Origin of the sequence: Roseateles subflavus (assembly GCF_030285365.1) — a bacterium.
In the GTDB taxonomy this organism is placed as follows: domain Bacteria; phylum Pseudomonadota; class Gammaproteobacteria; order Burkholderiales; family Burkholderiaceae_C; genus Roseateles_B; species Roseateles_B subflavus.
Genome location: NZ_JASVDS010000001.1, coordinates 1,170,017 through 1,193,679, shown reverse-complemented (window position 1 = coordinate 1,193,679; position 23,663 = coordinate 1,170,017). Strand labels below are relative to the sequence as shown.

Annotated in this window: 24 protein-coding genes; 16 read left to right on the top strand and 8 right to left on the bottom strand. The window is 71.7% G+C overall.

The window, feature by feature from the left end; translation table 11 throughout:
• Position 1: 1 nt before the first annotated feature.
• Complete coding sequence (locus tag QRD43_RS05340; protein ID WP_285981435.1) at positions 2-868, top strand: type II secretion system F family protein; 867 nt, start codon at positions 2-4, stop codon at positions 866-868.
• On the top strand, positions 869-1,225 hold the full coding sequence (locus tag QRD43_RS05335) for a DUF192 domain-containing protein (protein ID WP_285981434.1): 357 nt from the start codon (positions 869-871) through the stop codon (positions 1,223-1,225).
• A gap of 15 nt (positions 1,226-1,240) precedes the next feature.
• On the opposite strand, the gene QRD43_RS05330 is transcribed toward QRD43_RS05335, so the two are convergent.
• Positions 1,241-2,239, bottom strand: coding sequence for a 2-dehydropantoate 2-reductase (locus QRD43_RS05330; RefSeq protein WP_285981433.1), 999 nt, complete (start codon positions 2,237-2,239; stop codon positions 1,241-1,243).
• Positions 2,240-2,372: 133 nt separating this feature from the next.
• Between QRD43_RS05330 and QRD43_RS05325 the strand changes: the two genes are divergently transcribed.
• On the top strand, positions 2,373-3,449 hold the full coding sequence (locus tag QRD43_RS05325; RefSeq protein WP_285981432.1) for a sensor histidine kinase: 1,077 nt from the start codon (positions 2,373-2,375) through the stop codon (positions 3,447-3,449).
• Entirely contained in the window at positions 3,446-4,186 is a 741-nt protein-coding gene (locus QRD43_RS05320) for a LytR/AlgR family response regulator transcription factor (RefSeq protein ID WP_285981431.1), read from the top strand. Before QRD43_RS05325 ends, QRD43_RS05320 begins: the two co-directional genes overlap by 4 nt.
• Here QRD43_RS05320 and QRD43_RS05315 read toward each other — a convergent pair.
• A complete protein-coding gene (locus tag QRD43_RS05315) occupies positions 4,171-6,135 on the bottom strand; it encodes an SPFH domain-containing protein (protein WP_285981430.1) in 1,965 nt (654 codons plus the stop codon). The two genes, QRD43_RS05320 and QRD43_RS05315, sit on opposite strands and share 16 nt — an antisense overlap.
• Before the next feature lie 225 nt (positions 6,136-6,360).
• Between QRD43_RS05315 and QRD43_RS05310 the strand changes: the two genes are divergently transcribed.
• The 5 genes from QRD43_RS05310 to QRD43_RS05290 all read left to right on the top strand — a co-directional run bounded on the left by QRD43_RS05310 (position 6,361) and on the right by QRD43_RS05290 (position 12,169).
• Entirely contained in the window at positions 6,361-8,952 is a 2,592-nt protein-coding gene (locus QRD43_RS05310; RefSeq protein WP_285981429.1) for an FG-GAP-like repeat-containing protein, read from the top strand.
• A 105-nt stretch (positions 8,953-9,057) separates the two neighbouring features.
• Positions 9,058-10,281, top strand: coding sequence for an acyltransferase family protein (locus tag QRD43_RS05305; RefSeq protein ID WP_285981428.1), 1,224 nt, complete (start codon positions 9,058-9,060; stop codon positions 10,279-10,281).
• Positions 10,278-10,724 carry a lactoylglutathione lyase gene (locus QRD43_RS05300; protein ID WP_285981427.1) on the top strand — a complete coding sequence of 149 codons (447 nt, stop codon included), beginning with the start codon at positions 10,278-10,280 and terminating at the stop codon, positions 10,722-10,724. Before QRD43_RS05305 ends, QRD43_RS05300 begins: the two co-directional genes overlap by 4 nt.
• Positions 10,725-10,769: 45 nt before the next feature.
• Positions 10,770-11,708, top strand: coding sequence for a DUF3034 family protein (locus QRD43_RS05295; protein WP_285981426.1), 939 nt, complete (start codon positions 10,770-10,772; stop codon positions 11,706-11,708).
• Between the two features lie 44 nt (positions 11,709-11,752).
• Entirely contained in the window at positions 11,753-12,169 is a 417-nt protein-coding gene (locus QRD43_RS05290; RefSeq protein WP_285981425.1) for a group I truncated hemoglobin, read from the top strand.
• A 50-nt stretch (positions 12,170-12,219) separates the two neighbouring features.
• Here QRD43_RS05290 and QRD43_RS05285 read toward each other — a convergent pair whose 3' ends face one another.
• A complete protein-coding gene (locus QRD43_RS05285; RefSeq protein WP_285981424.1) occupies positions 12,220-12,366 on the bottom strand; it encodes a DUF3149 domain-containing protein in 147 nt (48 codons plus the stop codon).
• A 129-nt stretch (positions 12,367-12,495) separates the two neighbouring features.
• On the opposite strand from QRD43_RS05285, the gene QRD43_RS05280 reads away from it, so the two are divergent.
• A complete protein-coding gene (locus QRD43_RS05280) occupies positions 12,496-12,849 on the top strand; it encodes a hypothetical protein (protein ID WP_285981423.1) in 354 nt (117 codons plus the stop codon).
• Here QRD43_RS05280 and QRD43_RS05275 read toward each other — a convergent pair.
• The 4 genes from QRD43_RS05275 to QRD43_RS05260 form a co-directional block, all read right to left on the bottom strand.
• Complete coding sequence (locus QRD43_RS05275; RefSeq protein WP_285981422.1) at positions 12,846-13,736, bottom strand: DUF2145 domain-containing protein; 891 nt, start codon at positions 13,734-13,736, stop codon at positions 12,846-12,848. The two genes, QRD43_RS05280 and QRD43_RS05275, sit on opposite strands and share 4 nt — an antisense overlap.
• Before the next feature lie 59 nt (positions 13,737-13,795).
• Positions 13,796-14,248 (bottom strand): hypothetical protein, encoded by a 453-nt coding sequence (locus QRD43_RS05270; protein WP_285981421.1) that lies wholly within the window; start codon positions 14,246-14,248, stop codon positions 13,796-13,798.
• Positions 14,249-14,347: 99 nt separating this feature from the next.
• Entirely contained in the window at positions 14,348-16,906 is a 2,559-nt protein-coding gene (locus QRD43_RS05265) for a sensor domain-containing diguanylate cyclase (protein WP_285981420.1), read from the bottom strand.
• Positions 16,907-16,972: 66 nt separating this feature from the next.
• The gene (locus QRD43_RS05260) at positions 16,973-18,049 is read right to left on the bottom strand and encodes a S1/P1 nuclease (protein ID WP_285981419.1); all 1,077 of its coding nucleotides are present in this window, start codon (positions 18,047-18,049) and stop codon (positions 16,973-16,975) included.
• Positions 18,050-18,186: 137 nt separating this feature from the next.
• Here QRD43_RS05260 and QRD43_RS05255 point away from each other — a divergent pair, with 137 nt between their 5' ends.
• The 6 genes from QRD43_RS05255 (at position 18,187) to QRD43_RS05230 (ending at position 21,811) form a co-directional block, all read left to right on the top strand.
• A complete protein-coding gene (locus QRD43_RS05255; RefSeq protein WP_285981418.1) occupies positions 18,187-18,543 on the top strand; it encodes a YciI family protein in 357 nt (118 codons plus the stop codon).
• 95 nt (positions 18,544-18,638) lie between these two features.
• The gene (locus QRD43_RS05250) at positions 18,639-19,064 is read left to right on the top strand and encodes a YciI family protein (RefSeq protein ID WP_285981417.1); all 426 of its coding nucleotides are present in this window, start codon (positions 18,639-18,641) and stop codon (positions 19,062-19,064) included.
• On the top strand, positions 19,061-19,591 hold the full coding sequence (locus QRD43_RS05245; protein ID WP_285981416.1) for an SRPBCC family protein: 531 nt from the start codon (positions 19,061-19,063) through the stop codon (positions 19,589-19,591). The genes QRD43_RS05250 and QRD43_RS05245 overlap by 4 nt, the downstream gene beginning before the upstream one ends.
• A gap of 1 nt (position 19,592) precedes the next feature.
• Positions 19,593-20,000 (top strand): VOC family protein, encoded by a 408-nt coding sequence (locus QRD43_RS05240; protein WP_285981415.1) that lies wholly within the window; start codon positions 19,593-19,595, stop codon positions 19,998-20,000.
• A 15-nt stretch (positions 20,001-20,015) separates the two neighbouring features.
• A complete protein-coding gene (locus QRD43_RS05235; RefSeq protein ID WP_285981414.1) occupies positions 20,016-20,441 on the top strand; it encodes a VOC family protein in 426 nt (141 codons plus the stop codon).
• Positions 20,438-21,811: an RNA polymerase sigma factor gene (locus QRD43_RS05230; RefSeq protein WP_285981413.1), complete on the top strand. Its 1,374-nt coding sequence runs from the start codon at positions 20,438-20,440 to the stop codon at positions 21,809-21,811. Before QRD43_RS05235 ends, QRD43_RS05230 begins: the two co-directional genes overlap by 4 nt.
• Here QRD43_RS05230 and QRD43_RS05225 read toward each other — a convergent pair.
• Complete coding sequence (locus QRD43_RS05225) at positions 21,787-23,622, bottom strand: S8 family peptidase (protein ID WP_285981412.1); 1,836 nt, start codon at positions 23,620-23,622, stop codon at positions 21,787-21,789. The genes QRD43_RS05230 and QRD43_RS05225 overlap by 25 nt on opposite strands.
• Positions 23,623-23,663 lie beyond the last annotated feature (41 nt).

The following is a 23,663-nucleotide window of genomic DNA, read 5'->3' as shown; positions in this document are numbered from 1 at the left end:
CATGTCCATGGTCTATCTCTTCGCCGCCTTCTCCGGGCTGGCCACGCTGCTGCTGTTCTATGCGGTGTATCGCCTCTACACCGAGCTGGGCAGCGCCAACACGCAGTACCGCGACAAGCCGCCGCGCGGCTTCCAGTACGTCTGGCCGCTGATCAACATCCTGGCCAACAGCTTCGGCTTCCTGATCAGCGAGGGGCGGGTGCAGGCCTGCCTGCTCCGGCTGCGCCGTGCCGGCCAGGACTACGCCCTGACCCCGCACCAGTTCTATGCCGGCAAATGGGTCGCCGCGCTGGGCTTTGCCGGCGTCGGTGTCATCCTCGCGGGCAAGGGCGGCGGCACGATGGGCGCGCTGCTGGGGGCGCTGCTGGGCTTTCACTACCCCGACATCTGGCTGCGCGACCACACCAAGATCCGCAACCTGGCGCTGCTCAAGGCCCTGCCCTTCTTCCTGGACATCGTGACCCTGTCCGTCGAGTCCGGCCTCAACCTCACCGGCGCCCTGCAGAAGGCGGTGGACCGCTGCCCGCCCGGGCCGCTGATGGTGGAGGTCAACCGCGTGCTGCGCGAGATCCGCGGCGGCAAGCCCCGGATCGAGGCCCTGCGCGCCCTGGCCGACCGCCTGGACTACGCCCCCATCTCCAGCCTCGTCAGCGCGCTGATCCAGGGCGAGCTCATGGGCTCGAGCCTCGGCCCCATCCTGCGCGCGCAGAGCGACCAGCGCCGCACCGAGCGCTTCCTGCGGGCCGAGAAGCTCGCCATGGAAGCCCCCGTGAAGATGCTGGGCCCGCTGATCATGTTCATCTTTCCCTGCACCTTCATCGTCCTGGGCTTCCCCATCGTCATGAAGTTCATGCAGTCGGGGATCTGAATGGGCTGGCCCGAAGCACGCCTGCATCTGCAGGGCATCGCCACGCATGTGCGGATCGGCCTCGCGCTGCGCTGGTGGGAGCGCGCGCGTGGCCTGCTGTTCCACGGCCCTCTGCAGGACGCGCCCGCCGGGCTGTGGATCGCGCCGTGCAACAGCGTGCACATGCTCGGCATGCGCCAGGCGCTGGACGTCGTCTACCTCGACCGCGAGGGCGTGATCCTCAAGTGCGTGGCGGGCCTGCGCCCCTGGCGCCTGAGCGCCTGCCCGGGCGCGCACGTGGCGCTCGAGCTGCGCACCGGGCTCATCGCAGAACTCGGCCTCAAGCCGGGCCTGCGACTGCAGGCGCGCGGCGGCTAGACCGCAGGCCGGCGCTCACAGCAGGCCGCGCGTCCGGGCCATCAGCCGCGTGAGGCCCAGCATCGCGTCGATGTTGGGCGTGGGCTGGCCGATGTGCTGGCCGATCTCCCGGACCACCGTCACGAGGGCATCGAGCTCGATCTTGCGGCCGGCCTCCACGTCCTGCAGCATCGAGGTCTTGAAGGCGCCCAGCTTGCGCGTCACCTCGTGGCGCTGCTCGGGCGTCTGTCCGACGGGGCAGCCGATGACGTCGCCGATGGCCGCGGCCTCGCGCATCACGGCGCTCACGAAGCCGCGCACCAGCTCGTCATCGAGGATCCGGTCGCAGGTGGCCCCCGTCAGCGCCGAGATGGGGTTCATGGTCATGTTGCCCCAGAGCTTGTACCAGATGTCCTTCTGGATGCGCGGGGACACCGTGGCGTTGAAGCCGGCCCGCTGGAACAGTGCGGCCCACTCGGTGATGTGCGCCGGCTCGCCTCCGGCCGGGTCCCCGAGGATCAGGCCCATGCCCATCACATGCTTCACGAGGCCGGGTTCGGGCGTGGCGCAACTGGCGTGCACGACGGAGCCGATCACGCGGTCTGCCGGGATCAGGCCGGCCACGTGGCCGCCCGGGTCCACCGACTGCAGCGCCAGCCCGCGGCAGGGCCCGTCGAGCTGCTGGAAGAACCACCACGGCACGCCGTTCATGGCCACGAGCACGCGGGTCTGCGGACCGAGCAGGCGCTGCACCAGGGGTGCCACATCGGCCAGCGCGGGGCCCTTGACCGCCAGGACCACGAGGTCCTGCGGGCCCAGGTCCTCGGGACGGTCCGACGCCACCACCGGCACGGTCACGCGGGTGGGCTGGCCGTCGATCACGGTGTCCATGCGCAGCCCCTGCGCGCACAGCGCCGCCAGGGTCGCCCCGCGCGCCACGGCACTGAGCTGAACCTCATCGCCCAGCCGGTGCCCCAGATGCGCCGCCACCCAACCGCCGATGGCGCCCATGCCCACGATGCAGATCTTCTTCATCACCTGTCCTGCTGCTGAAATGCTGCCCGCAGTCTACGCGCCGCCCACCCCTCGCACGCCCGTGGGGCGAGGGGGCCCGCCCCTGGGGTGAACCGCCTTGGCAGGGCACGCGGCGCTGCTATCGTGGCCGCCCATGCCCCACGACGCTTCCCTCCTTCCCCGCCGCTTCTGGTGGATCTACGCCGGCCTGCTGGCCGGGGTGGCCGTCTTCTTCGCCCTGGCGGAGCTGCAGCACTACCTGCGCAACGGCGGTGAGCACCCCTGGGAGCCCTTCCTGTGGGAGTTCAGCTCCGTGCTGGTCGTGGCGGTGCTGCTGCCGCCGATGTTCCGCTGGCACCGCGCCAGCCTGGGCCGAGGATGGCGCGTGCTGCTCGCCCGCCATGCCGCCGGGTATGCCGCCTACACCGTGCTGCATGTGCTCGGCATGTTCGGCCTGCGCTTCGCGGTGTATGCCCTCACCTCCGTGCCCTACGAGCCGGGCAATGCCTGGCAGGTGCTCGGCTACGAGGCGGCCAAGGACCTGGTCTTCTATGTCACCAACGTGCTGCTGTGCCAGGCCTGGCTGACCCACCTGAAGGGTCAGCAGTCGGCGCTGGAGATGGCCCGCATGCGCACCGAGCTGGCCCAGGCGCAGCTCGCACGCCTGGCCGAGCAGGTGCAGCCCCACTTCCTCTTCAACAGCCTGAACCTGATCGCCTCGGTGATGTATGAGGACGTCGCCCGCGCCGACCGGCTGCTGTGCCAGCTCTCGGAGCTGCTGCGGGCCTCGCTCTCGGCGCAGCAGCGCGGGTGGCAGACGCTCGGCGAGGAGATGGCGCTGATCGAGCCCTATCTCGCGCTGATGCAGGCCCGCTTCGGCGAGCGGCTGCAGGTGCGGGTGGAGATGCCGGCTGAGGCCGCGCGGTGGCCGCTCCCGGCGCTGCTGCTGCTCAACCCCGTGGAGAACGCCGTCAAGCATGACGTGGCGCTGAGCCGGGGCGAGGTCGAGGTGTCGGTGCGTGCCCGGCCGGTGGCGGACGGGCTGCAGGTCGAGATCCGCAACAGCGGCGTGAGCGCCGAGCAGATCGAGCGGGCCGGCGGACTCGGCCTGAGCAATCTGCGCGAACGCCTGCGTGTGGCCTACGGCGATGCGGCCACGCTGTGGATCGGACCGGACCAGGGCGGCACGCTGCTTCGCCTGCAGCTGCCGGCGCGGGAGGTGCTCGCATGAGGCTGCTGGTCGTTGATGACGAAGCGCCGGCCCGCGCCCGCCTGCGCCGCCTGCTGGCCGACCAGCCTGGCGTGCAGTGGGTCGGCGAGGCCGCCCATGCCGACGAGGCCCTGGAGCAGCTGCAGCGCCACCCCGACATCCAGGCCCTGATCCTGGACATCCAGATGCCCGGCCAGAGCGGCCTGGACCTGGCGCTGCAGCTGCCGCCGCAGCTGCCCGTCATCTTCTGCACGGCCTTCGACCAGCACGCCATCCAGGCCTTCGACCTGCACGCCGTGGACTACCTGCTCAAGCCCTGCAGCCCGGAGCGCCTGGCGACGGCCCTGCAGCGCCTGCAGGGGCGGCTGCTGCCTGCGCAGCCCGCGCATGGGGCCGCGCGCGGCGGCCTCATCGCGGCGCTGCAGCAGCTGCAGCCGGCGTCCGGCCACTGGCTGGTGCAGCGCCAGGGCCGGTTGCACAAGCTGCCGCTGGCCGAGCTGCAGTGGGTCTCGGCGGCCGACAACTACATCGAGCTGCACGCCCCCCCGCACAGCTACCTGGAACGGCGCACGCTCAGCGCCTTCCTGGAGCATCCGGCGGTGGCCGGCCAGTTCCTGCGCATCCACCGCAGCCATGCGGTCAACCCCGACCACATCGACAGCATCGAGGGCCTGCCGCACGGCGAGGCGCTGCTGACGCTGCGCGGGGGGCAGCAGCTGCGGGTCTCGCGCAACTATCGCGATCAGGTGCGCGGCTGAACGGTGGCGGAGCCGCCTTCCAGCTCGCGCGCCTTGAGCGCCGTCATCAGGCCCAGCAGCGTGCCGAAGGCGTTGCCGCCCTCGCCGCCCGGCGTGCCCAGCTGGATCTGCGGCACCAGGGGCACTCGCGCAGTCTCGAAGGCCTCGGCCAGTCGCAGCATGACGGTCTGCATCAGCTGCTTGTCGGCGCCCTCGCCCTCCAGTGCCTCCGACTTGGCCCGGATCGCCGCACCCTCGGCCTCGCCCACGCTGCGGATGGCGGCGGCGCGGCCCTGGCCCTCGGCCTCCTGGCGGTAGCGCTCGCCCTGGGCCAGCGCCTCGACCTCCTGCCGGCGCTTCTCGGCGGCCTTCACCGCGGCGGCGCCGTGGTTCTCCTTGATCGAGATGTCCACCAGCGAGGCCGTCAGCTCCGCCTGCTTCTCGGCCCGCTTCTCGGCCTCGTTCAGCTCGCGCTGCTTGTTGGCCGCGATCTCCTTCTGCGCGAAAGTCTCGACCTGCTCGCGGGCGATCTGCCGGTCCCGCAGCTGGGCCATGATGGCCTCGATCTTGTGGTCGCCGGCCTGCGGGCGCGGCGTGCCGATCAGCACCTCCTGGAACTCGAGCGAGTAGGCCAGGAAGCGCTCGCGCATGTCCCGCGACGCGTTGGTCTGCAGCTCCGAACGCGACTGGATCAGCTCGATGAAGGTGTGCGTCTGCGAGACGTTCTTGAAGTAGCTCGACACCATCGGGTCCAGCGTCTGCTCCACCAGCTGCTTCACGTTGCCGAAGCGCTGCACCACCATCGGCGCCTTGCGGTAGTCGATGTGCACCACCACGGACAGCGGCAGCTGCGGCTCGAAGGCGTCCTTGGTGATGAGCGTGATCTCACGCAGGTTGGAGTCGAAGCTGGAGCCGCTCTCGCCGCTCTTCCACATCAGCACGAAGTTGGTGGTGGGCACCAGCTCGATCTTGCCGGCGTAGGTGTTGAAGGCGTACTTGCCAGGCATCAGCGGCTCGCGCCACACGCCACGGCAGCCGGCATTGACCAGCTCGCCATGGCTGTACTCGCTGCCCGAGACATCCTCGCCCCGCGCGCCGGTGTAGGACACGACCACGCCCACGAAGCCCACCGGGATGATGGTCTTGCTGATGAACTCGACCGTCGCGAAGAGGCGGTTGATGTAGTAGGTGCCCTCGACCAGCACGCGCTCCTGGCGGCCGCGGCGGCCGCCGGCGGCGAGGAAGCGCTCGGGCTCCTGGAAGCTGTTGTGCGCATCGCCGACATCGGGCGCAAGCAGCTCGTCGCGCGAGAGCGCCGGCCCGTCCTGCACCGTCACCACGGCCAGCTGGTCGGAGTCGTGGGTGCCGCTCTTCTCCTTGATCACCACCGGCGAGAAGGCGTTGCGCTCCTCCAGCAGGCCGCGCATGCGCTCGTAGTAACTGCGTTCATGGGCGTCCATGTTGAGCGCATAGGTGGCCTCCTCGGTCATCACGACGAACAGCGCCGGGTTGATCACGTGCGTGCCCTCGCGCAGCACCTTGCGTTGCGGCCCCTTCTGGCCGCCGTGCTGCAGGAAGCTGCGCACATCGAGGAAGTCGTCGACCTCGGCGTTGCTGGCCAGCGTCTGGCCCGCGGGCAGGTCTACGCCGTCGCGGGCGAAGACGTAGCCGATCTTGCCCTGCGTCACCGAGACCATGGGATGGATGTGCACCCGGTACTGGAAAGGCGTGAAGAAGTGGAAGCCGCCGCGGCGCAGCGCGGGCTGAAAGCCGGCCTCGCCGTCCAGCGCCAGCAGGCCGGACTGCACGGAGCCCGTGGCGCTCCAGAGTTTCTCGACCACGCCGACGCGGTCGTTGGGGATGTAGCGCACGATGCCCGCGGCATACAGCAGCAGGGCGAAGGCGCCGATGCTGCCGAAGCCGATCAGCAGGGACAGCAGCACGGAGCCGGACAGGTCAGACCAGGACATGGATTCCTCCTCTTGTGATGGGGTGACGCCCTCGGCACCGATGCCTGGGCGTCGCCAGGGCTCGTTTGTCGCGGCAGTCGCATCAGGAACGCATATGGGCCGCACCGCGCTTCGCCATGGAAAGCCTGATGGACACCGCCGAGTCCGTCTTCTATGCTGCGGCCCGCCAGATCTAACAAGCCGGCGCCACAGGCAGCCAGCCCAGCCGGCAAGGAGGGAGCCCCCATGGAATCGCAGAACCTGCGCGCTCGTTCGCGCCATTGGCCGTCACTCGTCCCGCTGTTGCTCATCCTCGGTGCCCTGAGCGCCTGCGGTGGCGGCGGTGGTGGCGGAGCCGGCGGTGGCACCTCGACGCCATCGGGCGGCACCAGCCAGCCGGCGGACGCGCTCGATGCCTCGCTCTATCCGCTGAATGCCGGTGACACCCGTGCCTGGCGCTCGGCCGATGACCCGCAGGGCTTGCGCCTGCGCATCGAGCGCGTGGATGCGTCCGTGACCCTGCCCTCGGGAGCGGCCTTTCATGTGCGCAGCACGAGCGATCGCGGTCTGACCGTCGACGAGGAGTACCTGCAGGTGCGCAGCACCGGCGTCCATAGCATGCCTGGCCCGGGCTCCGACCCCATCACCGGTGCCCTGGGCGGGGTCCAGGTCTTCCGCGCCGGCCTCGCGCTGGGCCAGACGGCGACGCTGGTGGACCAGACCCTCTCGGTCGACGTCGACGGCGACGGCCGCGCGGACAGCCTCGCGCTGCACGTCGACAGCACCTTCGTTGGCCGCGAGTCCGTGACGACGCCCCTGGGCACCTTCGCCGGCACGGCCCATGTGCGCACCGTTGGCCGCACCGTGATCCGCACCGCGGCGGGCGCGGACGGCATCACCACGGTCTTCACGGAGGACCGCTGGTACGCCCCGGGCGTCGGCCCCATCCGCGCGCGCTCGAGCACCGAACGCAACGGCACCCGCACCGGCAGCAGCGACGAGGACGTCGTGGCCTACGGCGTCGGCAGCCGGCACCAGCCCAGCGTGGCCACCGGCGTGCAGCGGACCATCCCGACCGCCGGGCTCCAACGCACGGCACCGACCTACATGATCGTCACCTTCGATCATGCCGTGGACCCGCTGTCCTTGTGGGGCGAGCGCGGCATCGAGCTCGTGGATGCGAGCGGCCGCGCAGTGCCGCTGAACCATGATGTGCCCTCGCAGAACCTCACCGAGATCACCGTCTGGCCGCAGACGCCGCTGGGCGACGGCAGCTACACCTTGCGCCATGCCGGCAAGGCCACCGACCTGGCCGGCGTGCCGCTGCCGCAGACGCTCCTGAGCTTCCAGGTGGATCTGCGCGCACCGCAGCTCGTCAGCTCGCAGCCCGCACAGGGGGAGCTCCAGGCCTCGCTCACCGCCCCCCTGCGGCTGAGCTTCAGTGCGCCGATCTTCACGTCCGGCGGGAAGCAGCCCACGATCGAGCTGTGGGAACCCACCCAGTCGGCCCGCATCCTGCCGGCCCAGATCCAGGGCAATGACCTGGTTGCGAACCTGCCCGAGCCGCTGCGGCCGAACGTGCACTACACCATCAATCCCGGGCCGGGACTGATGGACCGTGCCGGGCAGGACGCCATCTACCAGCCGGTCAGCTTCACGACGACAGGCGGCGCCCTGTTGCCACCCCAGGGCCTGATGGACGGCTGGATCGTCGGCACGGTCCGCAAGGCCGATCTGTCGGGGCCCGGCAGCCAGGACCTCGCACTGCTGGCGACCTCGACGTCGACGCAGCGCAAGAGCCTCTTCACCCGCACCCGTCGGCCGGATGGCACCTGGGCAGCGCCCGTGCGGCGCGTGGACTTCACTGCGACGGGCAGCCCTTTCGCTGAGGTGATCACGCCGGGCGACTTCAACAGCGACGGCCGCACCGACCTGCTGGTGACCACGGGCGACGTGCGCGCTCTGCTCCTGCAGCAATCCGACGGAAGCTTTGTCGAGGAGAGCCTCGGCGACGCGGCCGACCAGCTTCAGGCGGGCATCGTGGGCGGCGGCGTCGACCCGGACGGCAAGGCCTACGTCGCGCAGACCGGGACGTGGCTCAAGGTCTGGCGTCGCATGGGGCCGCAGGCTTGGGCAGCGCGAATCATGATGCCGCCGGGTGGTGCTCCGGGGAGCGTACCGTCCGGCGCCACCTTGGGAGATCTCAACGTCGACGGGCAACTGGACTGGGTCTGGATCCGCGATGAGGCCGGCGGTTCCGGGCGGCAAGAGCTGGTCTGGTCGCTCCGCAACGGCGATAGCTACGGTGCAGACTACTTGCGCACGATCGAGGGCCACTACAGCCGACGCATCCTGGTCGGTGACTGGAACGGCGATGGCCGGCCAGGCCTGGTCATCATCAACGGCCAGAACGCATCGGCCATCCCGCTGCAGCTGTGGACTCAGAACGTCGCCGGCGGGTTAGAGCCCGCCTTCACCACCGGGGGTGGCCGCACCTTCACGGACGGGCAGCTGGGCGACCTCAACCGCGACGGGCGGCTCGACCTGCTCCTGTGCCGCGGCAGCGTCGTCGAGGTCTGGCTGCGCACGGCTGCAGGTGGCTGGCAGAGCCCGCAGGACTTTGACATGCCCGAAGGCTGTGACGGGATGCAGGTGCTGGACTGGAACGGCGACGGCATCCCGGACATCGTCGCCCGAGGCCGTGTCCTGCTCGGGCGTAGCGACGGCGCCTGGCCGGTGGCCCAGCGCCCCGCCGCCGCCATTGCCACCCCGCGCCCGGGGCGCCTCCCGGGGGCGATGGACGCGGCCCGTGCCCTGGCCGGACGCCGCGCTCCCTGACCTGGTCCGCCAGCTCCACCACGCCGGCGGCCATTCACCCCGCCGGCGTGGCGACTCGCCCCGAAACACTGGGGCGAAAGGCGCCTGCGCCGCGACGATGTCTGCATGAACACCGCCACCCCTTCCCGCCTCCTCTTCATCGACTGGCTGCGCATCGCCGCCTTCGCGCTGCTGATCCCGTACCACGTGGGCATGTACTACGTGAGCTGGGGCTGGCACGTGAAGAACCCCGTGATCCACGACTCGATCGAGCCCCTCATGCTGCTGAGCAACCCTTGGCGCATGGGGCTGCTCTTCCTGATCGGCGGCGTGGCCGCCAGCCAGCTGATGGGCAAGCTGCAGAGCCGCGGCCGCTTCATCCGCGAGCGCAGCAGCCGCCTGCTGTGGCCCCTGATCTTCGGCATGGCGGTCGTGGTGCCCATCCAGCCCTACCTCGAGGTGGTGCAGAAGATGGGCTATGCCGGCAGCTACCTGGATTTCCTGGGGCTCTACTTCAAGGCCTATCACGGCTTCTGCGAGGGCGACAAATGCCTGACGCTGCCCACCTGGAACCATCTCTGGTTCCTGCCCTACCTGTGGAGCTACTGCCTGCTGGCCGCCTTGCTGGCCAAGCCCCTGGCCCGTGGGGGTCAGGTCTTGCAGCGGGGGCTGCAGGGCCCGCGGGGGGGCCTGTGGCTGGCCGGCCTGTGCCTGCCCCTGATGGCGGCCCGCTGCTTCTACGGCCTGTTCCCCGTCACCCACAACCTCACCGGGGACTGGTACAACCACATGGTCTCGCTGTGGCTCTTCCTGGTCGGCTGGATGGCGGCCTCCCAGGCCCCCGCGCTGTGGAGCTGGGCCGAGCGCCTGCGCTGGCCGGCCCTGGCCCTCTTCCTGGCCGGCTGGCTGGGCTTCGGGCTCTACATCCAGCACTACGCCGACCACGAGCCCTCGACCTTCGTGCTCTACGCCCAGCGCCTGCTCTACGGCCTGAAGCAAGGCGCCGCCCTGCTCGCCGTGCTGGGCTTTGCCAAGCGCCACCTGGACCGTGACCACCGCTGGCGCGCCGGCCTGGGCGCCGCCGTGTTCTGCGCCTATGTGCTGCATCAGAGCGTGATCGTGGGCCTGACGCCCCTGCTGGAGCCGCTGCAGCTGCCGGACGGCCTGGAGGCCCTGCTCCTGGTCAGCCTGACCTTCCTGGCCTGTGCCGCGGTCTACCGCCTGGCAAGACCTGTCCCCGGCCTGCGCCGCCTGCTGGGCATCGCCGCGCCCAAGACCCCAGGCCGGCAGACGGCCGGGCGCGGGGCCACAATGGCACTCTCCCAAGCCTCTTCCGCCCAGCAGCCATGAAGTACCTGCACACCATGGTCCGCGTCACCGACCTGGACCCGTCCCTGAAGTTCTACCGCGACGCCCTGGGCCTGCGCGAGGTGCGCCGCACCGAGCACGAGGCCGGCCGCTTCACCCTGGTCTATCTGGCCGCCCCGGGCGATGCCGACGGCCCCTTCCAGCCGCAGGTCGAGCTGACCTACAACTGGCCCGCACCGGACGGCACGTCCGAGACCTACACCGGCGGGCGCAACTTCGGCCACCTGGCCTTCGCGGTGGACGACATCTACGCGGCCTGCGAGCGTCTGGCCGAGCACGGCGTGACGATTGCACGGCCACCCCGGGACGGCCGCATGGCCTTTGTGCGCTCGCCCGACAACATTTCCATCGAGTTGCTGCAGAATGGACCCGCCCTGGCTCCCGCCGAGCCCTGGGCATCCATGCCCAACACCGGCAGCTGGTAATCGACCGGCGCCGGGTGGGGCCCCGAGCCGCATCCCAGGAGCGCCATGTCCGCACGCCGCCCCCGATCGCCCCTCGACTCGCCCCGTCGCGCCCCGCGCGGGGCCTCGCTCCTGCTGGCCGCCTGCCTGGCGGTGCCCGGCGCGGCCGTCGCGCAGGGGCAGGGCAAGCTCCTGCTCACGGGGGGCGTCAGCAGCATTGACGGCGCCGCCGGTGGCGGTCTCACCCCCTGGGCCTTGATCGGCAGCTATGCCGCACCGGGCGAGGTCGGCGCCACGGCCTTCGCCACGCGCCTGCGCACCCAGGACTACGGCCTGACGGTCTACGGTGCCGCGCTCGGCCTGCACGACCGCTTCGAGCTGAGCCTCGCCCGCCAGGACTTCGCCACCGGCCCCACCGGCGCCGCGCTCGGGCTGCCGGGGCTGCACCTGAAGCAGGACATCCTGGGCGCCAAGTGGCGTCTTGCCGGCGAGGCGGTGCTCGACAGCGACCGCTGGATGCCCCAGATCACGCTCGGGCTCGAACACAAGCGCAGCCATGCCGGCGCGCTGGCACCCACGCTGGCCAGTCTCGGCGCGCGCTCGAGTGACACGGAGCTCTACCTCAGCGCCACCAAGCTCCTGCTGCGGCACAGCACGCTGCTGAGCCTGACGCTGCGCGCCACCCGCGCCAACCAGAACGGGCTGCTGGGCTACGGCGGCGCCGCCAGCAGCCGCTACAGCCTGCAGCCCGAGCTGTCGGTGGCCTACCTGCTCAACCGCCATCTGGCCGTGGGCGCCGAGTACCGCGCCAAGCCGGACAAGCTCAACCCCTCCGCCCTGGGCCAGGGCCTGGCCGAGCAGGACTGGAAGGACCTCTACATCGCGTGGGCGCCGAGCAAGCAGTTCTCGCTCACCGCGGCCTGGGTGGACCTGGGCGCCATCGTGCCCGGCGTCGTGCCGCGGCGTCAGACGGGGCTGTACCTCTCGGCCCAGATCGCCTACTGACCGCCCCCGCACGACGTGCACCAGATGCCCCGAGGAGCCCGCCCATGAACGCCAACGCCCTCATCCTGGCCCTGATCCTCGCTGCCCCCGCGAGCGCGCGCGCGCAGGAGAGCCTGTATGCCCGCCTGGGCGGCCAGGCCGCGCTGGAGACGGTCGTCGACGGCCTGCTGCAACGGGCCACGCGGGACCCGCGCATCCAGGAGTTCTTCAAGGACACCAATGTCCGGCACCTGCGCACGCAGCTCGTGGAGCAGCTGTGCGCCGCCTCCGGCGGCCCCTGCCGCTACGAAGGCGAGACCATGAAGAACGCGCACGCCGCCATGGGGCTGCGGACCGCCCACTTCAACGCGCTGGTCGAGGACCTGCAGGACGCGCTGGACGCCGCGGGTGTGCCCTTCGCGCTGCAGGGCGAGCTGCTGGCGCTGCTCGCGCCCATGCACCGGGACATCGTCACCCGCTGAGCGCCTTCATGCAGCACGCCGCCCTGCCGGATGCCCCGAAGGCCACCGCCTCAGCGGCGGGCCTGCGCGGCGGTGTCGTCCTTCACATGCTTGAGGAAGTAGCGCAGGTAGAAGCCGCCCATGCCCAGGGTGATGGCCAGCACGGTCAGGCTCATCAGGCCCACATCGCTGGTGAACAGCAGTTCGATGGCTTTCATGGTGACGTCCGAAGGTCGTTGTTGAAGCCTTCATTGAACGGCGTCCCCCCGCCCCTGTCCTTGCCCTGGCGCAAAGTGGCACCGCCGGAACCGCCCCGGCGCGTGGGGTCTCTGCGCTGGCTCAAAACCATGCTGCCCTCGCTGCTCCTGGCCGTCCTGACGCCCGCGCGGGCGGACCCGCGCAAGCCTCCGTCACCGCCGGGCCTGGTGGAGGTGGCTCAGGCCTACCGGCGGCATGTGGAGGAGAGCAATGCCGCGCTCATCGAGACCCTCGGGCCGGCGCGTGCGCGCGAGCAGATGGTGCGCATCGTGGAGCTGGAGGCCGTGCGCTGCGAGTACCACTCGGGTCGCAGCCATGTGTGCCGCATCGTCGTCGTCACCGAGGTCAACGGTCGGGTGGGGCAGCGGCGCGGCGGGGACATCCTGATGATCCCGGACGGGGAGGACGGCTGGCGGGTGCGCCTCGTGCGCCGCCCGCGCTAGCCCTCGGCCGCGACCCAGCGGTCCCCCGGCCGCTCGGCGCAGGGCTCGTCCGGCCGGAAGCCCCCCTCGCGCACCAGCAGCCCTTCCGCGCGCTCGCAGAGGTCCACACGGCGGGCGTCGGGAAATCGCAGCTGCAGCCAGTCCATCAGGCCCTGGGGCAGGCTGATGCGCTGGCGCGCGGCGGCGAGATCGTCCTGCGGGTGCTCCTGCAGATGCAGCCAGGGGCTGAACGCCGCCAACCACAGCCAGGGACGGCCGGGCAGCTGGATCGTGGTGCCCTCGTAACCCTGCCCGCGCAGCCACTGCTGCGCCTCGGCGCGGTCTTGCGCGTCGCCCCAGGCGGCCGCCAGCAGCTCCGCGAGCCATTGGTTGCAGTTCTGGAAACGCAGGCCGAAGACGTAGGCATTGGCGCTGTAGGCCGGGTGCAGCAGCTGCAGGGCCCGCGCGTTGTCCAGCGCCACGGCGCGCAGCGTCTGCGCGGCTTGCGCCGGCAGCAGCAGCAAGGCGACGAAGCCCTGCCCGGCGCGCTGCCCGCCCTGCACGAAGGCGGCCAGACCCTGGTCGAAGAGGCGCGGGTGGCCGCTGTCGCAGTCGAAATAGAGCTGGCGCACGGCCCAGGGGCCCGCCGGGTTGTCCCGCAGGGCGAGGCCGGCGTGCGAGTAGCGCTGGCCGAAGCGGCGAAGGTCCAGGCCATCACGCGCGATGAGGGCCAGGTCTTGCCCGCTCTGCGCCAGGAGCTCGCGCAGGGCCACGCTGAAGCGCAGGGCGCGGGCCTGCTGGGCGACCGTCGGATCCCGCTCGGCGGCGCACAGCAGCTCGGCGCCGGCCCATGCGGGTGCCAGGGGAAAAAGGCTCAGCCCCGCGGCCAGCAGCCAGCGGGTCGCCACGCGGGACAGCCACCGGCCCGGTCCGGGTGCCGCCAGCCTGCGGCCCCGCCGGGACCTGTTCACCGCGTCACGGCCTGGCGCTGGAACTCATGGCGCCAGGCGTCGTCCAGTGCCAGGAAGAAGGGCTCGGCGGCGCCCTCGCGAACGAACGCCACGCCGTAGGCCGGCGTGCTCACGGCGACGCGGTCGCCGGCCTGCAGCGCCGCGCGCTGTCGCACCTCGGCGGGCAGCAGCAGCGTGAACTGCGCCGCGTCCCCCTGCAGCTGCACGCGCTCCACACCCGGACGGTCTTCGGCCGCGGCGATCTCCACCACGCGGTAGGGGCCCGCCGCGACGCGTGGGCCGCTCGCACTGTGGCTCGATCCCTGGATCGAGTCGGAGACGCTGCCCACGGCCTTGGACACGCTCGCCGAGATCGACGCCACCGAGCTGCTGTCCGCCCGGGCCGCCAGGGGCGGCACGGCCAGCAGCACGAGGGCGAAGGCGACGGGCAGGCGGAGGTGGTGTGTCATGGCGGCGAGGGGGCAGCGTGAAGGAGGCGTGAAGGCGTCAGGCCCGGGCGCGCGGGGGCCCGCCCGTCCCGCAGCATAGCGCCCCGCCGGAGCCCGGCCTCAGGCCGTGTCCGGCGGGTCGGCAAACTGCCAGCGATTGCGTCCGCCCGCCTTGGCGGCATACATGGCGAGATCAGCCGCGCGCATCAGCGTCTCCACGCTGCGCCCGTCCAGCGGGAAACGGGCGATGCCCACGGAAACGCCCACCACCACGCTCTGCCCCGCGAGCACCACCGGCTGGCTGACCGCCTCGATGAGCCGCCCCGCCACCTGCTCGAGCTCCTGCATGCCGGCGGCCTGGTCCAGCAGCAGGACGAACTCGTCGCCGCCCAGGCGGGCCAGGGTGTCGGTGTCTCGCACCAGCGGCGTCATGCGGGCCGCCACGAGGCGCAGCAGCGCATCGCCCTGGGCGTGGCCCACGCTGTCGTTGACGGCCTTGAAGCCGTCCAGGTCCATGTACATGAGCGCCAGCTCGCGGCGCTCGCGGTGCGTCTGGCCCAGGAGGCGGCTCAGCCGCTCCATCAGCAGGCTGCGGTTGGCCAGCCCCGTGAGCGCGTCGTGGAAGGCCAGGTGGCGCAGGCGCTCGTCGCGCTGGCGGCGCTCGGTGCCATCGCTGAACACATGCAGCAGGCGCTCGCCCGCGCCGTCGTCGTCGGGGATCAGGCTCACATCCAGCCACTGCAGGAAGGCCTCGCCGCTCTTGCGACGCCGCCACAGCTCGCCCTGCCAGTGCCGCTGCGTGCGCAGCGCCAGCCGGGCCTGTGCCTCCAGTGCCGGGTCATCGCGGCCCAGCAGGTCCAGGGTGCGCCCGAGCACCTCCTGCGCCTCGAAGCCCGTGATCGCGGTGAAGGCCGGGTTGACGGACAGGATGACGCCCTGGGCGTCCGTCACCATGATGGCGTCCACCGTGGCATCCAGGACGGTGGCCGCCAGCATCAGCTCGCGCTGGGCGAGTTTCAGACTCGTCACGTCGTTGGCGACGGCGAAGATGCCGCGCACCTCGCCCCGCGCGTCGGTGTCGGGCACGTAGTGGACCAGCATGTGGCCCAGGCGGCCGTCGGGCCGGCGGATGCTGCGCTCGAAGGCCTGCACCTCCCCGGCCAGCACACCGCCCAGATAGGGCTGCGTGCGCGCGAAGGCGTCCGCGCCGAGCACCTCGGGCATGGTCAGCTGCAGCATCTCCTCGCGGCTGCGGCCGTACCAGTCCAGGAAGGAGCGGCTCGCGAAGCGGCAGCTGAGGTCCCGCCGCCAGTACGCGACGAGCCCCGGCACGGCATCGGCGATGTTGCGCAGCAGGCGGGCGTTCTCGAGCGCCTCCTGCGCCGCCGCGCGCGCCTGGTCCCGCGCCTGCACGAGCTGGCTCTCGAAGGCGCGCCGCTCGGTGATGTCCTCCACCATGCCCACGAAGCCCAGGGGCTCGCCGCGCAGGCTCAGCAGCTCCTGCGCGCGGCTGCGCACATGGCGGATCTCGCCGCTGGGCCACACCACGCGGTAGGTTTCGTCAAAGGGCATGTTGCCGCCCTGGCTGAGATGCGAGGCCTCACGGACGCGGTCGCGGTCCTCCGGGTGGACGCACGCCAGCCAGGCCTCGTGGCTCACCTGCCCGAGCGAGAGCTGGTAGATCTGCCGCCACCGCTCGTTCGTGTAGCCCGACAGCCCGCTGCGGTCGACGTGGAACACGCCCACCGGCACGCAGTCGCTGAGGCTGCGGAAGCGCTCGGCGCTGACGGCCAGGGCCTGGGCGGCCTCTTCGCGGGCGGTGATGTCGCGGATGAATTCCGTGGCGCCGCCGTCCTCCGGTTGCGGGCCGGACTCCGCCACCAGCGTGACGGACACCAGCAGCCGCTGCCCGTCGAGGCGCAGGCGTTCACTCTCATGGCTGAAGGCTTCGCCGGCGCCGAGCGCCTGCCGGTTGTTGAGCTCGCGGGCCTGCAGCGGCGCGGGCACCAGGTCGGCATGCGGCCGTCCCAGGAGCTGCAGCGGCGCCGCGCCGAAGAGGCGCTCGGCCGCCGCGTTCGCCCGGCAGATGCGCCCCTGGCGGTCGATGCTGAGGATGGCGTCCGCGCTGTGCTGCAGCAGGGACGCCGCCCGGGTGGCCTCGGCCATGGCGTGGCGCTCGATGCGTCGCGCGCGCCGCCCTTCCAGCAGCTGGCTGGCGACCACGGCGAGCTGCTGCAGGACCTCGCGCTGCGTGCCGTCGAGCCGGCGCGGCTCGCGGTCCATCACGCACAGCGTGCCGACGTGCTCCCCGCCGCTCAGTCGCAGCGGCGCCCCGGCATAGAAGCGGAGGTAGGGCTCGCCCAGCACCAGCGGGTTGTCGGCGAAGCGTTCGTCCAGACGGGCGTCCGGCACCTCGAAGATCGCATCCCCCAGCACCGCATGGGCACAGAAGGCGATGTCGCGCGGCGCCTCCGACAGACCCGGCATTCCCGCCTGGGCCTTGAACCACTGGCGGTGCGCGTCAATCAGCGTGAGCGTGGACACCGGCACCCCGCAGACCAGCGAGGCGGTGCGGACGAGGGCATCGAACTCGGGCTCGGGCGCGCTGTCCAGCACCTGCAAGGCGCGCAGAGCGGCCAGGGCCCGTTCCTCGTCATCTCGCAGGGGCGCGGCAATCATGGGCGGATTCTTCCGTCAGATCGGACACGCGTCACGGCAGCGGGTGTCCCCGCCGCGCAGCGCTGATCAGGGCTTGGCGGCATCCGGCCAGATCGTCTGCAGCAGCTGTGCCAGCCGGGCGCCGGCGCGGGCCAGCTGCTGGCGGATCAGCGCCTGGTTGCGGGCGTCGTAGTCGGCCGGCAGCGTCACCGCCCAGCGCGAGCCGCGCAGGCTGGACTGGCGCTCGCCGAACTGGACGTTGGCGTAGGCGCTCTCGGCCTCGGCCATGGTCTCGCTGGCCCACAGGGCGGGCCACTGCGCCACCGGGCCGGCGGTGCCGGGCACTTGGCGCGCGGCGGCCGGCAGGGCGGCCAGCTGCTCGGCGCCGAGCTTGCCCGGCAGGTTGTCCCAGTAGGCGTGCAGGTTGCCGCCGGGGCCGTTCGGGCCGTTGATCACGAGGGCGTTCCCGCCGACGGTGCGGGCCTGCGGATCGTCGCCCTGCACGTCGGGATCGCGCCGCTGGCCCTTCTCGTCGAGGTAGACGGAGCCCACGTGCAGCGGCTGGTGCAGGTCGCCCAGGTCATGGACGAGCAGCGCCAGCGCCTCGCGCTCGGTCTGCAGCGCGAAGGGCGCCGGCACGGTGCCGCCGGCGAGGCGCAGCCGGGCGGCGTCGATCGCGGCGACGATGTCGTGGTCGCTCGTGCCCACCGCGCCCGCCTTGTAGCGGCCGCGCTCCAGGGCAGGATTGGTGTAGTGGTACTGCTTGTGGCAGCTCTCCTCGCCCGGCTTCGGCGAGCAGCCCTCGTTGTTGCGCTTCACGTAGTCGCGCATCAGGGCCTCTTCCTCCGGCTTGTTCTCGAAGGGCGCGCACTCGGGGTAGCGGCCGGTCACCGTGTAGGCGAAGCCCTTGGACGGGTCGATGCCCTTCACGCAGTCGGCCCAGACGGCGATGTCGTGCAGGCTCGTCGTGCCGAGGATGCGCGCCACCTCGCGCTCGGCGCGCGTGCCCTTGATGAGCGTCGCGGCGATGTCACCGACCGCCGAATGGCCGGTGGCGCCGAAGGCGTGGGCAGCCTGGTGCGGCAGGGCGGCGAGCGCCAGGGTGGCCAGCGCGGCGGCGATCGAGCCCAGGGCGGGCTTGCGGGTGGGGGAGATGAACTGCATGGCGTGACGTCGGTGACAACTGATCGCTGATTCTCGATCAAGTCCATGACTGCGCCAGGGCTGGTGATTGCCCGGACGGCACGGCGTGGCGCCCGGCGCACAATCCGCCACTCCTCCACCCGCCCAGAGCCGCCCCCATGAGCTACATGCTGCTGATCCTCGAACCCCACGGCCAACGGGCCGAGCGCGGCCGGGAGGCCGGCGAGCAGGTCTACGAGCGCATGCTGCAGTTCGGCGCCGAGCTCCAGGCGCAAGGGCGGCTGTTGGCCAGCAACTCCCTGGCGGTGCGCGGCAGCCGCGTGCAGAAGCGCGACGGCCAGCTCAGCATCACCGATGGCCCCTTCGCCGAGAGCAAGGAGCTGGTGGGCGGCTTCTTCCTGCTGGACGTCCCCACGCGCGAGGCCGCGCTCGAGATCGCCGCGCGCTGCCCCGCCGCCGAATGGGCGACGGTGGAAGTCCGGGGCGTGGGGCCCTGCTTCGACGACGCTCAGTAGAAACCCGGATCTCACCGCCGCGTGTCGAAATCCCGGCGCGCCGATCGTCGTACCGGCATGGGGCCGCAAGGCGCGGCCCGTTCAAGGAGGATGACATGCGATTCATGATCCTGGTGCGCGCCAACGCCACCAGCGAGGCGGGCGGCCTGCCCGAGCCGGCGCTGATGCAGCAGATGGCGGACTTCCACGAGGCGCTGGCCCGCGCGGGCGTGCTGCTGGACGCCGCGGGCCTGAAGCCCAGCCGCGAGGGCTGGCGCATCGAGCACGGCCCGCAGGGCGCCCGGCTGCTGGACGGCCCCTTCACCGAGACGAAGGAGCTGATCGCCGGCTACACGCTGATCCAGGTCCGCAACCGCGAGGAAGCCCTGGAATGGGCGCGGCGCTTCCCGGCGCCCTTCGGCCCGGGGCAGGCCGGCTGCATCGAGGTGCGGCCGCTGTACGACCTGGAGGACTTCGACGCCGTCGAAGGCATCGACCGTTTCAAGGCCCTGGAGGCGGGCCGCCAAGGAGAAGGCGCATGATCAAGACCCTCGGACTCCTCGTCCTGCTGCTGATCGTCGGCGTGCTCGTCGTCGCGGCGTTCCGCCCGGACAGCTTCCGCGTGGAGCGTCACCAGCGCATCCAGGCCCCGCCCGCCACGGTCTACGGGCTCATCCAGGACCTGCACCAGTTCAACCGCTGGAACCCCTGGCTGCGCAAGGAGCCCACCGCGAAGGGCGAGTACAGCGGCCCCGCGGCCGGCGTGGGCGCCCGCTACGCCTGGGAAGGCAAGGAGCTCGGCCAGGGCAGCATGGAGATCACCGCGCTCAAGCCCGCCGAGGAGGTGCGCCTGCGCCTGGACTTCATCCAGCCCTTCGAGGCGCACAACCAGGCCATCTTCCAGATCCGCCCGCAGCCCGACGGCAGCACGGAGCTGAGCTGGGCCATGGAAGGCCCGAGCCCCTACCTGAGCAAGCTGATGGGCCTGGTCTTCAACATGGACCGCATGGTCGGCAACGATTTCGAGCAGGGCCTGAAGCACCTGCAGCAACTGGCGGAGACCCCCTGACATGCAGATCAAGTTCAGTCCCCTGCTGGTCGATGACCAGGACACGGCCCTGCGCTTCTACACCCAGCAGCTGGGGTTCGAGACCTGCGCCGACATCCCCATGGGCCCCTATCGCTTCCTCACCGTGCGCTCGCCCGAGGGCCTGCCGGGCGTGGAGCTGGTGCTGCAGCCCCTGGGCTTCGAGCCCGCGCGGACCTACCAGCGCGCGCTGTACGAGGCCGGCATGCCGGCTGCCGCCTTCACCACCCCGGACATCGCCGCCGAACATGCGCGCCTGAAGGCCCGCGGCGTGCGCTTCCGGGGCGAGCCGCAGGCCATGGGCCCCATCATCAGCGTCCTGTTCGAGGACGGCTGCGGCAATCTCATCCACCTCGTCCAGCCGCTCGTGACGCCGCCGGACGCTGCCTGAACGAAGGAGCTCTCCATGCACCGCCAGATCTTCGTCAACCTGCCCATCGCCGACATGACGCGCTCGCGCGCCTTCTTCGAGGCCCTGGGCTACGCCTTCAATCCGCAGTTCAGCAATGAGCAGGGCGCCTGCCTCGTGCTGGGCGAGAACCTCCACGCCATGCTGCTGGTGCACCCCTTCTTCCAGGGCTTCATCGACAAGCGCATCGCCGACGCGCACGAGAGCACCGAGGTGCTGGTCTGCCTCTCCTGCGACAGCCGCGAGGAGGTCGACCAGCTCGTGGCCCGCGCCCTCGCCGCCGGCGGCCGCGCGCCGCGCCCGCCGCAGGACCACGGCTTCATGTACGCCCACAGCTTCGAGGACCTCGACGGCCATCTGTGGGAGCTGGTCCACATGGCGGACCCGAGCCAGATCAACGCGGGTGACGCCGCCGGCGCATGAGTGAGGCCCCGCGCGACGGCCCTGGCGGCGATGACGGCGCCGCCCTGCGCGCCCGCGTGGCCGCGCTGTGGCGGCTGGAGTCGGCCGTCGTCATCGGGGCCGTGCGGCGCCTGCTGCGGGACCTGGACGAGGCCGAGGAGATCGCACAGGAGGCGCTGCTGGCCGCGCTGGAGCACTGGCCGCGCGAGGGCTTTCCCGACAAGCCGGGCGCCTGGCTGATGACCACCGCCCGCCACCGCGCGCTGGACCGCCTGCGCCAGCAGCGCATGCAGGAGCGCCACCACGAGGCGCTGGCGCAGGACCTGGAGGCACGGCAGGAGCACGTCGTGCCGGACCTCAGCGACCGCCTGGACGAGCGCCGCGCCGACGACATCGGGGATGACCTGCTGCGCCTCATCTTCACGGCCTGCCACCCGCTGCTCTCGCCCGAGGCCCGCGCGGCGCTGACGCTGCGGCTCCTGGGCGGCTTGAGCACCGCGGAGATCGCCCGCGCCTATCTGTGCCCCGAGCCCACCGTGGCGCAGCGCATCAGCCGTGCCAAGCGCACGCTCAGCGAGGCCCAGGTGCCCTTCGAGCTGCCCGGCCCGGCCGAGCGCCTGCAGCGCCTGGGCGCGGTGCTGGAGGTGGTCTACCTCATCTTCAACGAGGGCTATGCCGCCAGCTCCGGCAGCGACTGGCTGCGGCCGGACCTCATGGCCGAGGCCCAGCGCCTGGCGCGCCTGCTGGCCTCGCAGCTGCCGCAGGAGCCCGAGGTGCTGGGGCTGCTCGCCCTGGTCGAGATCCAAGCGTCGCGGCAGGCCGCGCGTCTCGACGCCCACGGGGCCCCGGTCCTGCTGATGGACCAGGACCGCCGGCGCTGGGACAGCCTGCTCATCCGCCGCGGCCTGGCCGCGCTCGCGGCCGGCGAGGCCGCCTGCCGCGCGCTGGGCGCGGCGCCGGGCTACTACCTGCTACAGGCGGGCATCGCCGCCTGCCATGCGCGCGCCACGCGGCCCGAGGACACGGACTGGTCGCTGATCCTGGGCCTCTACACCCGGCTGCTGGAGGGCTGGCCCTCCCCCGTCGTCGCGCTCAACCGGGCCGTGGCCCTGAGCCGCGCGCCGCAAGGCAGTGCCGCCGAGGCGCTGCTGCTCGTCGACGCGCTCGGCGCGGACGGCCCGATGCAGCGCTACCCCTGGTGGCACAGCGTGCGGGGCGACCTGCTGGAGCGCCAGCAGCGCTGGGCGGAGGCGGCGGCGGCCTTCGAGCAGGCGGCCGCCCTGAGCCTCAATGAAAAAGAGCGCGCTCTGCTGCTGCAGCGCGCGCTCAAAGGGAGGAGCAAGGACGAAGAAAAGGGTCGTGGGGCTCAGACGCCCAGGCCGAGCGAGTAGCCGCCCGTGGTGCCGGTGGTCCGCAGCACGCGCAGCACCACGGTCACGGCCGTGGAGCCGGTGTTCGTGATCTGCAGCACCTGCGTCGCGCCCAGCACGCCGTTGGACAGCACGAGCTGCAGACCGCTGCTCGTGTAGGCCCCGAGGCCGAAGCCGGAGCTCGCACCGGCGGTGAGCGTGGCCTTCAGCGTCTTGCCGGCGGGGATGCTGTAGCGGTAGTAGTCGTTGTCCGTGTTGCTGGCCATCGAGCCACTGATGGCGGCGCTGGTGACGCTGATGACCTGGGCCTTGGCCACGCTGTCGTTGGGCTCCGCCTCCTTGATGGCCGTCGGGCCGGGCGTGGGCGTGGGCGTGGGCGTGGGCGTGGGCGTCGGGGTCGGCGTGGGCGTCGGCGTCGGCGTGGGTGTCGGCGTGGGGGTGCCGGCCGCGGCCAGGGCGGCGTTCACGGCGGCATTCGCATCCACGAGGCCGGCGCCGCAGCCCGAGCAGGGGGCCGGGAATGCGCGGGCGCTGCTCTTGAGCAGGGTGCTCACCTGATCCGGCGTGAGGTTCTTGTTGGCCTGCAGCATCAGGGCCACGACGCCGCTGACCACGGGCGTGGCCATCGAGGTGCCCATCATGCCGGCGTAGCTGTCGGTGCCGGGCGTGGTGGCGCCGGTGTTGTAGGTGGACAGGATGGCGCCGGTGGTGTCGCCGCCCGGCGCGGCCAGGGCCACCTTGGCGCCGAAGTTGGAGTAGGAGGCACGCGCGCCGGTCTTGCCCGTCGCCGCGACCGTGATCACGCCCGCGCAGCTCGCCGGAGAGAAGGCGGTGGCGTCCTTGGCATCATTGCCGGCCGCCACGACGACGACCGCGCCCTTGGCCCGGGCCGCGTTGATGGCGTTCTGCGTGGTGATGTCGCAGGCGCCGGCACCGCCGAGCGAGAGGTTGATGACCTTGGCCGGGTTGGCATTCGCGGGCACGCCCGTCACCGTGCCGCCCGCCGCCCAGACCATGGCGTCGGCGATGTCCGAGGTGTAGCCCCCGCACTTGCCCAGCGCGCGCACCGGCAGCAGGCGGGCCTTGAAGGCGACACCGCTCACGCCGATGCCGTTGCTGGCCGCGGCGCCGATGATGCCGCTCACGTGCGTGCCGTGCCAGGAACTGTTCGCGGCCTTGGAGCCCGTGCCGCAGGCGCCCGCGGCCACGAAGTCGCCGGGGTCGCTGGCGTCGGCGTCACGGCCGCCGCCGTCGCCGGCCGTGGTCGTGTTCAGGATGAAGTCGTAGCCCGGCAGCAGCTTGGCCGAGAAGTCCGCATGCGGGCGCACGCCGGTGTCGATCACGGCCACGGTCACGCCATCGCCGGTGGACCTGTTCCAGGCGTCGGGGGCGCGGATGCCGCCCACGGCATCGAAGAGGCTCCACTGCTGGCTGTACATCGGGTCGGTGGGCGTCAGCTGCGGCTGCAGCAGGCGGTCCGGCTCCACGTACTCGATGTTGGCGTCACCCGCGCGGAAGCTGGCGGCCAGGGCGTCGATGTCCCCCTTGGCCATGCGGCGGCTGATCTTGAACACCTGGGCGCCACTGGCCATCTGGCGCAGCGGGCTCAGCTGCACGCCATGCCGGTTGCCGGCGATCTGCGCGGCCAGACGGGCGTTCTCGGTGGGGAAGGCCCCCTTGCCCGACTTGTACTTCACGATCAGGCGGTCCGTCTGGCTGGCCTGCACGATCAGGCCTTCGGGGCCGATGGCGGCGGGCTGGTAGGCGGCCTGAGCCGCCGGGATTGCGGCCAGCAGCGCCCATGCCAGGGCGGAAAGGAGGGGAGTCTTCATGCGGTTTTGCCTCGTACTGCGTCCATCGAGGCCAGTCGCGT